General features: G+C 49.4%; 12 protein-coding genes. 8 read left to right on the forward strand and 4 right to left on the reverse strand.

Annotation, left to right across the window (positions count from 1 at the left end; translation table 11 throughout):
- Positions 1–5: 5 nt before the first annotated feature.
- The 4 genes from Q0413_RS06890 to folE form a co-directional block, all read right to left on the reverse strand.
- On the reverse strand, positions 6–794 hold the full coding sequence (locus Q0413_RS06890; RefSeq protein ID WP_297882471.1) for a transporter substrate-binding domain-containing protein: 789 nt from the start codon (positions 792–794) through the stop codon (positions 6–8).
- Positions 795–1,206: 412 nt separating this feature from the next.
- The gene (locus tag Q0413_RS06895; RefSeq protein ID WP_298988245.1) at positions 1,207–2,208 is read right to left on the reverse strand and encodes an iron-sulfur cluster assembly scaffold protein; all 1,002 of its coding nucleotides are present in this window, start codon (positions 2,206–2,208) and stop codon (positions 1,207–1,209) included.
- Positions 2,209–2,218: 10 nt separating this feature from the next.
- On the reverse strand, positions 2,219–3,412 hold the full coding sequence (locus tag Q0413_RS06900) for a NifS family cysteine desulfurase (protein ID WP_298988246.1): 1,194 nt from the start codon (positions 3,410–3,412) through the stop codon (positions 2,219–2,221).
- Positions 3,413–3,523: 111 nt separating this feature from the next.
- Positions 3,524–4,108, reverse strand: coding sequence for a GTP cyclohydrolase I FolE (gene folE / locus Q0413_RS06905; protein WP_297881331.1), 585 nt, complete (start codon positions 4,106–4,108; stop codon positions 3,524–3,526).
- Between the two features lie 187 nt (positions 4,109–4,295).
- Between folE and Q0413_RS06910 the strand changes: the two genes are divergently transcribed.
- The 8 genes from Q0413_RS06910 to Q0413_RS06945 all read left to right on the forward strand — a co-directional run.
- Positions 4,296–6,446, forward strand: a complete 2,151-nt coding sequence (locus Q0413_RS06910; protein ID WP_298988247.1) for a TonB-dependent siderophore receptor — start codon at positions 4,296–4,298, stop codon at positions 6,444–6,446.
- 156 nt (positions 6,447–6,602) lie between these two features.
- Positions 6,603–7,922 (forward strand): trigger factor, encoded by a 1,320-nt coding sequence (gene tig / locus Q0413_RS06915; RefSeq protein ID WP_298988248.1) that lies wholly within the window; start codon positions 6,603–6,605, stop codon positions 7,920–7,922.
- Positions 7,922–8,506, forward strand: a complete 585-nt coding sequence (gene clpP, locus Q0413_RS06920; RefSeq protein ID WP_298988249.1) for an ATP-dependent Clp endopeptidase proteolytic subunit ClpP — start codon at positions 7,922–7,924, stop codon at positions 8,504–8,506. The genes tig and clpP overlap by 1 nt, the downstream gene beginning before the upstream one ends.
- Positions 8,507–9,025, forward strand: a complete 519-nt coding sequence (def, locus tag Q0413_RS06925) for a peptide deformylase (RefSeq protein WP_298988250.1) — start codon at positions 8,507–8,509, stop codon at positions 9,023–9,025.
- The gene (locus tag Q0413_RS06930) at positions 9,022–10,539 is read left to right on the forward strand and encodes a YifB family Mg chelatase-like AAA ATPase (RefSeq protein ID WP_298988251.1); all 1,518 of its coding nucleotides are present in this window, start codon (positions 9,022–9,024) and stop codon (positions 10,537–10,539) included. Before def ends, Q0413_RS06930 begins: the two co-directional genes overlap by 4 nt.
- Entirely contained in the window at positions 10,536–12,197 is a 1,662-nt protein-coding gene (locus tag Q0413_RS06935; RefSeq protein ID WP_298988252.1) for an NAD(P)H-hydrate dehydratase, read from the forward strand. Before Q0413_RS06930 ends, Q0413_RS06935 begins: the two co-directional genes overlap by 4 nt.
- Positions 12,188–12,766 carry a phosphoribosylglycinamide formyltransferase gene (gene purN, locus Q0413_RS06940; RefSeq protein ID WP_298988253.1) on the forward strand — a complete coding sequence of 193 codons (579 nt, stop codon included), beginning with the start codon at positions 12,188–12,190 and terminating at the stop codon, positions 12,764–12,766. The genes Q0413_RS06935 and purN overlap by 10 nt, the downstream gene beginning before the upstream one ends.
- Positions 12,767–12,904: 138 nt before the next feature.
- A partial coding sequence (locus tag Q0413_RS06945; RefSeq protein WP_298988254.1) for a DUF3137 domain-containing protein occupies positions 12,905–13,846 on the forward strand: 942 nt, incomplete at its 3' end.

Genomic DNA, 13,846 nt, shown 5'->3' on the forward strand with positions numbered 1-13,846 from the left:
AAATTTTATTCAACCAAGAATTCCTTCTTATCGATCGTGCCATGATAAAAAATCCCGAGCGTATCATCAAAGGTCTTATCCAAAAATCCATCTTTTTTTAGTCCTGCTAAAGATGTATTGATTAGCTCTAGCAGCGCATTATTGCCCTTCTGCACGGCGATTGCGTTGTAAGTTTGCTTACCTAGACCATCCAAAGCAACCTGCGTTTTATTATCGATGATCGCGTATGCGTGCAGGATTAGGTTATCATCGACATGCACGGCGTTTTTCGCCCTTTTGAAAGCGCGGTAACATTTAGCCGAACTGGCGCAAAAGTTTAAATTCTTTCTAAAGCCCGCTTTGCGTAAGAAATTGTGAATAGGAGAGTGTTTGATGACGAAAATCCTCTTTTTGCGCAGCTGATCGAAGCTCGTGATATTTTCGTCTTTTTTGGCTAGCACACCTACCTGTACCTTAAAATAAGGCTCCGAAAAATCTACTTTTTTCGCTCGCGTGGGCGTAGGAGTAAAGGTCGCAATCACCATATCCGCTTCATTGCGCTGTAAAGCGCTAATGCGTCTTGAAGCCGTGATCGGGATAAATTTTACCTTGCCGGGATTATCGCCGAAAATCTCCTTACCGAGCTTTTCGCCAAGAGCAATCTCAAATCCCCTATATTTGCCGTCTACGAGCGCACTAAACGGCGGCTGATCGTTATATACACCTATGCGAACGAGCCTATCCTTTTTGATCTGATCCAAAGAATTTGCAGATAGAAAACCAAGTAGTAGAGCCGCCAAAACAAATACTTTCATTTGCTCCCCTTTTAGTTGAAATAAGGCGCAATTATAATAAAAAGAAATTATAGCCAGCTAAAATTCTGCGATTTATGGCGCATTTTCATCGAAATTTATGAAAAGATAAAATTTGCGGAGAAATTTTATGTCCAATTTACAAACGAAATCTCATAAAAAACTTGCACGAGCGAAATAAGGCGTTTTTAATTAAATTTATAAACAAAATTTTACGGATGGATTTCACGTTAGAAAACCTTAGCGAAATTTGCGATATTCTTAAAAGTAAACGGCGAAATTCTACGCAGATTTAGCGTCTAATTGCGAATTTAGCTAAGGGGCAAAATTTAGCACTGCATCAATCGCGAAAAAGCCCAAGCTCTTAAAATTTCGCTAAAAACTATGCCAAGATGCAAACCGTAGCAGTATAGCCCTAGATCGGCATTACGCGGATGTTCGGGCTAAGGTTTTCTTGCAAAACATTTTCGATCGCGTATAATGTGCCGCTCGCACCACTGGCGCAGCCGCTACAAGCGCCTAGGTAGCGGATGTAGATATCGGTTTTGCCGTCGTCTGCGGGCCTGATGTCGATGACGTCGAGATTGCCGCCGTCCATCTGAAGCATCGGACGAATATCCTCGTCAAGCACCCCTTCGACCGCTTTAAATTTACCGATCAAATTTAACTGCTCAAAGCTCATCTCCGCTCCCGCTTTCGCGCTAGTAGCGGCACTCGCCTCGGCTTGAGCTTGAAGCCTCTCTCGCTCCATCTCCTCTCTGGTTTGCTTTAAAATATCGACCAGATAGTAGTCCTTCTCCTCGTGTCCGCCCGGGCGCACGCAGGATTTGCAAAACGCACCCGCTTTAGTGTATTGCGTGATCTCTTCGACCGTATGAAGATCGTTTAATCGGATCACCTCTTTGATCGTGCCGAGGCTCACGCGCGCGCAGTCGCACACGATGATCTCGTCCTCGAAATGCGCGGGATCGACGCCCTTATAATTCGCCGCAGCCTGCTTGATGACGTCGTATGCCATGACCGAGCAGTGCATCTTTTGCGGTGGCACGGCGGGCTCATCTGGAGTATCGCGCATCGCGTGCTCTACGTCTAAATTTGTAATCTTCACCGCTTGATCGACCGTCTTTCCGATGCAAAGCTCAGCCATCGTATCCGAACTCGCAATCGCCGTGCCGCAGCCGAAGCTTTTAAATTTAGCGTCCAAAATTCTATCAGTCTTAGGATCAATCAGCCAATATAGCCGCACCGCATCGCCGCAGCTCTCGGCGCCGAAGTCCGCGACCACGAGCTTGCCGCCCCTAGCCTTCGCCTCCTCCTCGGTGATCTCGCCCATATAGCGAGGATTATTCATACGTTCCTGCACTTTTTGCGAGTACTGCTCCCAGATCGAGCCGTTTATTAAACTATTTTTTGCCATTTTTTATCCTTTATTTCTTCTCATAACCTTGCGGCGCGTAAGCAAACGTGCTTGAAATCCCGCGCAGACGAGCGATAGCTTTACCTATATGTTCGATCGCGTAATCGATCTCCGCCTCCGTCGTAAAGCGCGACAGCGAAAGCCTTAGCGCCGTATGCGCCAGCTCCTTATCTGCGCCGATCGCTTCCATTATCGGGTTATTCTCAAGCGCCTCGCTCGCACATGCAGAGCCAGTAGAAGCGGCTATGCCCGCTTTATTTAGATCCCACAGCATCGCCTCTCCCTCGACGCCTTGGATCGAGGCGAGGATGGTATTTGGCACGCGAATGCTGCGATCACCCACGACGCTGACGTTTGAAATTTGCAAAAGCGCATCCTCCAGCTTATCGCGAAGTCTACTTACCTGAGTGCGCTCAAAATCTATAAATTTATTCGCTAGCTCCAAGGCTTTGCCGAGCCCCACGATGCCCGCGACATTTAGCGTGCCGCTACGGCGCCCGCCCATCTGCTCGCCGCCGTGAAGCAAGCTCGTAAGCGGCTTGCTATCTTTAATATAGAGTGCGCCGACGCCCTTTGGAGCGTGAAATTTATGCCCCGAAAGGCTTAAAAAATCCACGTCCGCATCGCGCACGTTCACCTTTATCTTACCTATCGCTTGCACCGCGTCGGCATGATATAGCGCGCCATGCTCGTGTGCGATTTGTGCGATTTTTTTTACGGGGAAGATCGTGCCGGTTTCGTTATTTGCCCACATCACGCTAACGAGCGCAGTTTTGTCGTCGATCTTTTCGCTAAGCTCGTCAAGATCGATTAGTCCGTTTTTATCGACGCCGAGGCGCGTGATCTTTACGCCGCAAATTTTTTCTAAAAAAGCACAGGTCGCGCTGATTGCGGGGTGCTCGACGGAGCTTATGACGATATTATCCTTCTCGCCGGTTAGAATTTTATCGTAGTAAATTCCTTTTAAAACCCAGTTGTTGCTCTCAGTCGCACAGCTCGTGATGACTATATCGTCCGCATCCGCAGCGCCGAGTCCCGCATAGAGCCTATCCATCGCAGTTCTTAGAGCAGGGTGGGTCTCGCTGCCGAAGTTGTGAAGGGAGTTTGGATTGCCGTATTTATCGCAAAAAAACGGCTTCATCTCCTCAAAAACTTCGGGATCGACCATAGTAGTGGCGTTATTATCTAAATAAACGCGCTGCATAAAATTCCTTTCTAAAATTTGTCTGAAATTTAATCAGACAATTTCGCTCTTTTATCAATTTCGCACGATAATATAACATAATTGCTAAATTTTTCTTTAACGCTTACCGTTTTAAAAACCAAAAGTTTTCGGAGAATTTATTAGATCGAAAAATTCCTTGCGCGTGTCGTTTCGGCTGATAAAAAGCCCCCGCAGTGCCGACGTAGTTGTGGTCGAGTTGATCTTTTGCACGCCGCGCATCTCCATGCACATGTGCCGCGCTTGAAGCACCACGCCCACGCCGAGCGGATGGATCACCTCTTGGATTGCGCTTGCGATCTGCTCGGTAAGCTGCTCTTGGATCTGCAGCCTGCGCGCAAAAATATTTACCATACGCGGAATTTTGCTAAGCCCTACGACCTTTTTGTTCGGGATATACGCGACGTGCGCGCGCCCTATAATCGGCAGCAGATGGTGCTCGCAGAGGCTATAAAATTCTATATCTTTTATCAAAACCATCTCATTGTTGCTGCTCTCAAACAGCGCGTCGTTTAAAATTTCTTTTGGATCCAGCTCGTAGCCGCTAGTCAGAAACTCATAGGCTTTAGCCACGCGCTCGGGCGTCTTTGCAAGCCCATCGCGCTTCGGATCCTCGCCTAAAATTTCAAGCATCTGCGACACGCAGCTTTCAAATTTCGCTCGGCTCTTTTCGTCCATTTTTAGCAATTCCTTAAAAATCAATGCGCGATATTACTCAAAAACGCCTTTTATAACGCTGATAAATTTTAAAATTCCGCGCGAAATTTTATCAATCTCATTATGTTAATGATAATATATTTAAATTTAAGAAATTTTTGTTTAAAATCCACCGTTTTGATAAGCTTTATCTATAAGGAGTTTGGCGATGAAATTTAAGATGAGTTTTGGCGCGGCTTTGGCGCTTTTTTCTTTTGCTTGCGCCGAACAAAACGCCGCAACAAACTCCGCCTCGGGCGAAAACCTAGGCGATATCGAGGTCGTAGAATGGGCGAATAACGACGACGGCTACCGTGCCGTACGCAGCGAGATCGGCAAGACGACTAAGAGAATTTTAGAAATTCCGCAGACCGTAAATATCGTAACGCAGCAGCATCTAAAGGACAAAAAGCCAGAGACCCTAGCGGAATCGCTGCAAAACGTAAGCGGCATAAGCTATGCAAATACGACGGGAAATATTTTCGATGCGATCATCAAGCGTGGCTTCGGCGAGGGTCGCGACGGCTCGATTATGCGCAACGGCGTGCCGGGCGCCGTGATGCACAACTACAATAAAACTATTCAATCCGTCGAGGTTCTAAAAGGACCCGCGAGCATGCTCTACGGCGCGCAGCAACCGGGTGGTGTCATAAACATGGTAACCAAAAAGCCGCAGTATGAGTTTGTAAATGAGCTTTGGGGCGGGCTAGGCAACCGCAACTATTGGGACGCGGGATTTGATACTACAGGGCCGATTGTAGATAGCGGCTTTGCGTATAGATTTATATTCGATTACTACGCGAAGGATTATTGGCGAAATTTCGGCGGTGTAAAAAACACGCTCTTTGCGCCGTCGCTTGCGTATCAAGGAGACGATTATTCGATAAGCTTAGGCTACACCCATAGCCGCTCTACCGATCCGGTGGATCGCGGTGCGTTTTTAGTGCCGAGTACGGGTAAAATTTACGGCAGCGGCAAAGTCCGCTTCGACGAGCCGGTAAATAAACTACAAAGCAAACTCGATACGGTTGATTTCGGCTTTGAGAAGGAATTTAACGAGGATTGGATATTAAAAGGCGCCTATGCTTTCTCGCGCAGCAAGCACGAATACGGCTACGTCCGTCCGAACAATCCATTCACGCCCCAAGGCCTTACCGGCACGACGCGATCGTATAACTACTACGATAATTTCATACACCGCACGCACGCAGCAAGCGTCACGCTAAATGGCAAATTTGAAATGGGCCCGCTTAAGCACGACGTCCTTTTCGGCACGGATTACAAAAACTACTACAGATACCGCCCGGGCGCACTAAAAGGCACCGCAGGACGCATCAATATGCTTACCGGACAGACCGCTTCGGGCGCCGTCCTAACAAACGATAGAGAGCCAAAAATACAATATCAAAAGCTAAGAACGATAGGACTTTACATGCAAGATAATATAAATTTAACCGACGAGTTGATACTTTCTTTGGGCGTGCGTAGGGAATTTTACGATCAAGTAGCCAAACAAAGCTGGCAAGGACCGAACAGCACCGATCAGAAAAAGGCCGCTACGACCTATCAGGGCGGGCTTTTGTACCTGTTGAGCCCGCAGTGGTCGGTATATACTAACTACTCGCAAAGCTTCACGCCACAGATGTCCATAGGCGAGGCGATAGGCGGCGATCTAAAGCCGGAGGAAGGCAAATCCGTGGAGCTCGGCACTAAATTTCAAAACGATCGCGTCACTGCGGGCGCGGCGGTGTTTAATATCGATAAAAGAAACATCCTGCGAACGGTAAATAATATAAGTGAGACGATCGGCAAGGCTCGCTCGCGAGGATTTGAACTCGATATAAACGGGCGCGTGACGCAGGGGCTTAGCATGTCGGCAAGCTACGCATACACCAAAACGAGGGTGCGCGAGGACGACGGCGCTTTTGCGGTGCTAATCGGCAAACCGCTGGAAGCGACGCCAAAGCATCAAGCAAGCCTATTTGCCAACTACGATTTCGCGCATCTAGGCGCAAAGGGGCTTAGGCTGGGCGGCGGCGCGCGATACTTCGGTTCGTGGTACACCTACTATATGCGCACGAACCTACCGAGCGTGCCCGCAGGAACGGCATTTAAGCTGCCTCACGCCGTAGTTTATGACGCCTTCGTGAGCTACGATACTAAAATTTCGGGCTATGATACGAATTTTTCGTTCAACGTCAAAAATTTGACCGACAAAAAATACTACACCTCATCCTCAACCGGCACGACTACGAGCGTGATACCTATTCAAATGGGTTACGCGCGGCAGTTTATGTTTAACGTATCGGTAAAATTTTAGCCTCAGCCCGCTTTAAATTTCAAGGCGGGCTCTTAAAAATTTTAAAATTTAAAAGCTGCGAGCCGCTTAGGCTCGGCAAATTTTAGGAATTTATACTTTAAATAAGAAATTTTTTGATATATTACGAGCTATTTTTAAATTTTCTAAAGGAATTTTATGGAAGTAAAAGCAAAAATGAAAGACGCCGCGAATGCGGTAGCTGCGAGCAAGATCGAAGCAAAGCAGATCGCAGCCAAAGTAGAAGAGCTAGCCAAAAAGGCCTCCAAGCAGCTAAGAATCGACGGATTTAGACAGGGCAAAGTGCCTACCGCAGTGGTTTTGAAGCGATACGGCAAACAGCTTGAGGGCGACGCAAAGCAGGAGCTTCTTAAAAATATGATCGATCAGTCTCTTAAAATTTTAAAGAAAAAGCAGGAGGAAATTTTATCCGAGCCGGTCTTTTCTAAATTTGACGAAAACAAAGGCGACATCGACGTGGAGATCGAAATTTCTTTCAGGCCCGAGGTTAGCGTTGAGGGGTACGAGGAGCTGATCCCTAAATTTAGCAGCCCGCGCGTTACTCAAAAAGAGATCGACGAGAAAGTAGCGGAATTTTTGCAGATGATCGCTCCGCTTTCTAAAACCAACAAAAAAATTCTAGCCAAAGACGATTTTGCAAAATTTGACTTCGAAGGCTTCGTGGACGGCAAGCCATTCGACGGCGGCAAGGCCGAGGGCTACGTCCTTCAGATCGGCTCAAATCAATTTATCCCGGGCTTTGAAGACGGAATGATCGGACTTAGAGTGGGCGAGGAGCGCGATGTGGCGGTTAAATTTCCGCAGAATTACGGCGCGAAAAGCTTAGCCGGCAAGGACGCGATTTTTAAAGTCAAGCTTCATGAAATTCAGGCTAAAAAACCTGCCAAAGAGCTCGGCGAGGAGGAGCTAAAGCAAGCGCTTCCGGGAGAAAAAGAGCCGAGCAAGGAGAAATTTGAAGCGCGTATCAAAGAGCGCATCAAAAACGATAAGCTTCAAAAGCTGATAAACGAGGATTTAAAGCCTAAATTTGCCGACGCGCTCGCCGAGAAATTTAACTTCGCGCTTCCAAAAGCGATCGTTGAGCAGGAGATAAATTTGCAGTTTAACAACGCCTGGAGCGGCTTTTCAAAAGAGCAGATCGAGGAATTTAAAAATAACAAAGATGCTCTGGATAAAAAGCGCGAAGAGTTTAGAAAGGCTGCCGAAAACAGCGTAAAACTTACCTTCTTAATCGACGAGCTAGCCAAAAAACGCAAGATCGACGTGAGCGATCAGGAGCTAGTCCAAGCGGTCTATATGGAGGCCTACACATACGGCGCCGATCCGAAGGAGCATCTAAATAGATACCGCGACAACGGCATGCTGCCGGCCGTCAAAATGGCGCTGATCGAGGAGAAGTTATTTAACGACATCTTCACGAAGCAAGGCAAAAAGAGTGGTGAAGAGAAAGGCGAATGATGGTGATTCCTTACGTTATCGAACAAACTAGTCGCGGAGAGCGCAGCTACGACATCTACTCGAGGCTGCTAAAAGACCGTATCGTAATGCTTAGCGGTGAGATCGACGACACAGTGGCAAGCTCGATCGTCGCGCAGCTTCTGTTTTTGGAGGCGGAGGATCCGGATAAGGATATCTATCTATACATCAACTCCCCGGGCGGCGTAGTTACGAGCGGATTTAGCATTTATGACACGATGAATTATATCAAACCCGACGTAAGCACGATCTGTATCGGTCAAGCGGCGTCGATGGGGGCGTTTTTGCTAAGCTGCGGCACCAAAGGCAAACGCTACGCGCTTCCAAACTCGCGCATAATGATCCACCAGCCACTCGGCGGCGCGCAAGGCCAGGCTACCGACATCGAGATCCAAGCCAAAGAAATTTTACGAATGAAAGAAATTTTAAATGGCATCCTTTCGCAAAATTCCGGCAAAGATCTCGCGCAGGTCGAAAAGGACACCGATCGCGACTTTTTCATGAGCGCCGAGGATGCCGTGCAATACGGACTGATCGATCAAGTACTTCAAAAGAGCTTTAAATAGATGATCCTGGACGTCCTTACCTATCCGAATAAAAAGCTTTATCAAAGATCGACCGAGGTCGTGAAATTCGACGCGGCGCTGGACAAGCTTTTAGACGATATGTATGAGACGATGATCGCAAAAAACGGCATAGGCCTTGCCGCCATCCAGGTAGGCAAGCCCGTGCGCGCTTTGATTATAAATTTAGCTAATGAGGAAAAAATCCAAGACAAAAAGGACCTCATCGAGATCATCAATCCGCAAATTTTAAAAAAGGAAGGCGAGGTCGTTTACCAGGAGGGCTGCCTCTCGGTGCCTGGCTTTTACGAGGACGTCACGCGCGCCGAGTTTATCACGGTGCAGTTTCAAGACCGCGCCGGAAATACCCAGCAAATGGACGCTAGCGAGCTGCTAGCCGTCTGTATCCAGCACGAGATGGATCACCTCGACGGACATCTTTTCATCGAGCGCATCGGATACAACAAACGCAAAAAATTTGATAAAGAATTCAAAAAAAGCCTAAAAGAAAAATCGAAATGAAATCCCTAAAATGCGCTGCCTTCACGGATGCTCTGATCCCCGTAGAGGTCGAGTCGACATTCGTGCGGGGGCTGCCGGGATTTAATATCGTCGGTCTTGCGGGAGCTACGATAAAAGAGAGCGAAAGCCGCGTAAAAGCCGCGCTTGTGAGCCTAAATTTTAAATTTCCCGCATCCAAAATCATCATAAATCTCTCCCCCTCCGACACGCCCAAAAACGGCTCGCACTTCGATCTTGCGATCGCGCTTCTCATCGCGCTGCAAAAAGAGCGCATCGACGGCGATTTCTTCGTCTTCGGCGAGCTCGGTTTAGACGGCAGTTTAAAGAGCACGGCGAGCCTCTTTTCGATCCTGCTTTTTTTAAGCACGAAGGTGAAGCGCGCTAAAATTTTAGTGCCGCAAAGCATAGCTCTAAAGGCCTGCACGATCCCAAACTACGACGTGTATGCGGTGGGTAGCCTAAACGACGCGGTCAGATTTTTTTTAGACGAGGAGTTCGCCGCAAGCAGGCTCATGCGAGAAACCCATCCGCTTTTTAAAAACGTCGTGGAGATTGACGGGCAAATTTACGTCCCCAACCGCGATTTTTCGCTAAATTTCAAAGACGTCAAAGGGCAAAAACGCGCCAAGCGCGCGAGCCTGATCGCCGCGTGCGGTATGCACAATATCCTATTTGAGGGCAGCCCAGGCTGCGGCAAAAGTATGTGCGCCAAGCGAATAGCCAGAATTCTGCCTCCGCAGAGTCTGGGCGAAGTGCTGCTCTCGTGCGCCTACGAGTCGTTAAATAACAAAGACGTCGATTTTAGCGCACTGCGCCCCTTCCGATCGCCGCATCACACCAGCACGCGCAGCTCGATTTTCGGCGGCGGCAGTAGCGGCGCAAAGATCGGCGAGGTCGCGCTCGCAAACGGCGGCGAGCTGTTTTTCGACGAGCTGCCGCACTTCGGCAAACAAATTTTAGAAAGCCTGCGCGAGCCGTTAGAAGATAATAGAATTTTGATTTCGCGCGTAAATTCCAAGGTCGAATACCAAACGAAATTTATCTTCGTCGCGGCGCAAAACCCCTGCCCGTGCGGAAATCTATTCTCCAAAAACCTCACCTGCACCTGCTCGCTAAACGACATCAGGCGCTACAAAAACACGATCTCCGCGCCGCTGCTCGATCGCATCGACATATACGTCGCGATGGACGAGACCGGCGCGGACGACAGAAGCGACGTTTGCAGCGAAGAGATGGCTGATGCGGTGCTGCGGGCGTTTCGCGCACAAAAGGCTCGCGGACAGAGCGAGCTAAACGCAAAGCTGCGCGACGAGGAAACTGAAAAATTTTGCGTCTGCGAAAGCGCTGCGCGGGATGTTTTGCAAACGGCGATTACCCGCTACGATCTTTCGCAGCGCGGCGTGAATAAGACGCTAAAGCTCGCGCGCACGATCGCCGATCTAGCAGGCGCCGAAATCATCGCCAAGGCGCATATTTTGGAGGCTCTTAGCTTTCGCATAAGGAGCGAAATTTGAAAAAAATTTTCTTTAGCACCGAGGAGCTCGACGCGCGAGCGAGCGCAAAATTTGGACTTGGCGAGCAAATTTTAATGGAAAATGCCGCCGGTAGGATCGAGGGCGAGATCAGAAAGCGGCTCAAAAAGGGCTCGCGCATTTTGGCGCTTTGCGGCGGCGGAAATAACGGCGCGGACGCGATGGCGGCGCTGCGAAAGCTAAGCGGCGATTTTAACTGCACGGCGCTTTGCGTGCTTCAAAACAGAAGCGCGGCGGGCAAATTTCAAGCTGATGCGGCGCGGGCTGCGGGCGTTAAGCTTATCGACATCGCAAGCGCAAAAGACGCTTACGGGCACGCAGACAGCGCGTCTAGCAGGGATGTCTGCGCGCATGAAAGTGCAAGCGGCTCCTATTTAAAAGACGCTGGCGCGAGCGAGCCGCAGCGCGAGCGCGAAAGCCTAAGCGGCGCGGACATTTCGGGCGGCGGCGATAAACTATGCGTAAAATTTAAGGACTTAAAATTTACGAGCGCTAAATTTAAAACCACGGAGCACGGCAGCGATTTCGGCAAGCTAGGCAACGAATGCGGCAAACCGAGCGTCCTGCGCGATGAAATTATAAGCGCAGACTGCATAATCGACGGGATTTTCGGCAGCGGTTTGAACAAAGCCTTAAGCGCTGAAATTTGTGAAATTTTATCTCTCGCAAATAGCGCAAAATCGCTAAAAATCGCCATAGATATCCCAAGCGGTATCGATAAGAGCGGGCGCATTTTAGGCGGTGCATTTTGCGCGGATCTGACGATCACGATGGGCGCGTTAAAGCTCGCGCTGTTTTCGGACGGCGCGAAGGATTATGTAGGGCGTATCAAGGTCGCAAATCTTGGAATTTCGCGCCAAAATTTTGAGGAGCGGAGCGAATATTTTCTACTTCAAAAAAGCGATCTGAAGCTGCCGCTACGCAGGAAGCAAAACACCAACAAGGGCGACTTCGGGCACACCTACGTCGTAAGCGGGCAGATGAGCGGAGCGGCGCAGATGGCAGCCCTAGCGGCTCACGCGATCGGCAGCGGGCTTGTTAGCGTCGTTAGCGATGAGCCGTTAAATCTAAGCCCAATTTTGATGCAAAAAAACTCATTTGATGCCGCGCGGGTCGTGGTTTGCGGCTGCGGGCTGGGGGAGCGGAAGATCGATCTTGCCGCACTACGGGGCAAAAGCTGCGTCATCGACGCCGATCTGTGCTACGAACACGAAATTTTAAGCCTACTTAGCGACAACTCAAATTTAGTCATAACGCCCCATCCGAAGGAGTTCTGCTCTCTTTTAAAGATCGCGGGCATCGCGGATCTTAGCGTGAGCGAGCTGCAAGAGCGGCGCTTCGAGTTTGCGCGGGCGTGGAGCGAAAAATTTAGCGGTGTGCTCGTGCTAAAGGGCGCAAACACGCTCATCGCGCAAGCTGGCGTCATCTACGTCTGCGACAAAGGTAGCGCCGCGCTCGCAAAGGGCGGCAGCGGCGACGTACTCGCAGGACTCATCAGCGGACTGCTCGCGCAAGGCTACTCACCTCTGCAAGCCTCGATCTGCGGCGTCCTAGCCCACGCACTCGCCGCGCGAGCCTTCGCCAAAAACTCCTACGCGCTAAATCCGCTCGATCTCATCGAGGAGGTAAAATGGTTGTGAAAAAGCTCGCTGTGCTTTTTAGCGGTAGCGGCTCAAATTTGGAGGCGATCCTGCAGAAGCTGCACGGCAAAATTTTCGGCGAAACCAAGATCGAAGTCGCGCTAACGCTAAGCAACAAAGCGAACGCGGGAGGCATCGCAAAAGCCGCGAAATTTGGTCTAAAAAGCGTGATCCTAAATCACAAAGATTTTGCTAGCCGCGAGGAATTCGACGCCGCACTCGTGCGCGAGATCGAAAAAAGTGGCGCGGAGCTTACCGTGCTTGCGGGCTTTATGCGAATTCTCACACCCGTTTTTACAAGCAGAGTTCGCGCGATAAACCTGCACCCGTCGCTGCTGCCGCTTTTTAAGGGCGCGCACGCGATAAAGCAGAGCTTTGAGAGCGATATGAAGGTTGGCGGCGTGAGCGTACACTGGGTCAGCGAGGAGCTTGACGGCGGCGCGATCATCGCTCAGCGCGCGTTTGAAAAGAGCGCAGGAATGAGCCTTGAAGCTTATGAGGCCAAAATCCACGAGATCGAGCATGAGCTATTGCCGCAGGTGATCGTAGAAATTTTGTGCCAAAACTAAATTTAGCGCAGAGATTCGCGCTAAATTTAAAGAGCGAAGTTCCGCGGAATTTTATAAATTTAAAGCTCAGTTCTTTAAATTTAGGGGCGGTTCGAGGCTAAGCTTTAAAATTTTCTAGCTAAATTTAGAAAGAGAAAGATGACCGCAAACGAACTGGAAAAACTAAGACTAGGCATCCTAGATGAGGCGGAGCAGCGCAAAGGCACGGCGTTTTCGATAATAGCACTGGCAGTGCTGGCCTCGGCGCTGTGGCTATTTTTCAATTTTAGAGATCAAAATGCAGCAATGGGCCTCTGCTGGATCATAGTGGTATTTAGCTGCGGCAGTATCTCTTATAGAGTAGTAAATAAAGATGCAAATATAGTGCGCGTATTTATCTTTTGCATCTTGCTGTGGATGCTTGCCAAAGGCGTAGAAATGTGCGAGAATGATACCTTGCGCTTCGTCATCGCACTCGTAACCATCTGCCTTTCTTTGTTTAATATCGCGGGTGCCGCGCTGGAGCGGATCAAATACAACAGATCCAAAAAATTCGTCCGCGCCTTTAAACACCAATATATCGCGCCCTATATCGCAAGCCTAGGTTATCGCTACGAAATTTCGGGCTCGTTTCGGCCGGCGTATCTGCGCGCTAGCGGCCTATTTGTGGACGGCATAAGCTATTTTGATTGCGAAGATAAAATTTCCGGCGTCTATGACGGAGTATTCTTTAGCTTTGCGGATGTTTGCGTGACTCACACCGACGAACGACGTAGCAGCAGGGGGATATTTTTCTACGCGGAATTTAAAAAGCGCATAAACTCGGTGGCCGTGATCCTGCCTTCGCTCGGCGCGAAGCCAACGCTCGGCGGACTTAAGAAGATCGCGATGGATGATAGCGAGTTTAGCTCCGCATTCAGCGTGTACAGCGCCGATGCGGTATCTGCAATGTATGCCCTCACACCCGCCTTTATGCGGCGCTTGCTTCGCTTTAGAAGCGGTGCCGGCGGACCGATCAGATTAAGCTTTTCGGGCAGAAACGTCTATATTTTCATCCGCACGGGACACGATAGCTTCGAGCCTAGCGTAGATCGCAGCGTA

Source organism: uncultured Campylobacter sp. (assembly GCF_938045465.1).
Lineage (GTDB): Bacteria > Campylobacterota > Campylobacteria > Campylobacterales > Campylobacteraceae > Campylobacter_B.

Bases quoted from the DNA above. Each gene is read 5' to 3' on its own strand.
- Q0413_RS06890 (WP_297882471.1), bottom strand. From the start codon at position 794: ATGAAAGTATTTGTTTTGGCGGCTCTACTACTTGGTTTTCTATCTGCA.
- Q0413_RS06895 (WP_298988245.1), bottom strand. From the start codon at position 2,208: ATGGCAAAAAATAGTTTAATAAACGGCTCGATCTGGGAGCAGTACTCG.
- Q0413_RS06900 (WP_298988246.1), bottom strand. From the start codon at position 3,412: ATGCAGCGCGTTTATTTAGATAATAACGCCACTACTATGGTCGATCCC.
- folE (WP_297881331.1), bottom strand. From the start codon at position 4,108: ATGGACGAAAAGAGCCGAGCGAAATTTGAAAGCTGCGTGTCGCAGATG.
- Q0413_RS06910 (WP_298988247.1), top strand. From the start codon at position 4,296: ATGAAATTTAAGATGAGTTTTGGCGCGGCTTTGGCGCTTTTTTCTTTT.
- tig (WP_298988248.1), top strand. From the start codon at position 6,603: ATGGAAGTAAAAGCAAAAATGAAAGACGCCGCGAATGCGGTAGCTGCG.
- clpP (WP_298988249.1), top strand. From the start codon at position 7,922: ATGGTGATTCCTTACGTTATCGAACAAACTAGTCGCGGAGAGCGCAGC.
- def (WP_298988250.1), top strand. From the start codon at position 8,507: ATGATCCTGGACGTCCTTACCTATCCGAATAAAAAGCTTTATCAAAGA.
- Q0413_RS06930 (WP_298988251.1), top strand. From the start codon at position 9,022: ATGAAATCCCTAAAATGCGCTGCCTTCACGGATGCTCTGATCCCCGTA.
- purN (WP_298988253.1), top strand. From the start codon at position 12,188: ATGGTTGTGAAAAAGCTCGCTGTGCTTTTTAGCGGTAGCGGCTCAAAT.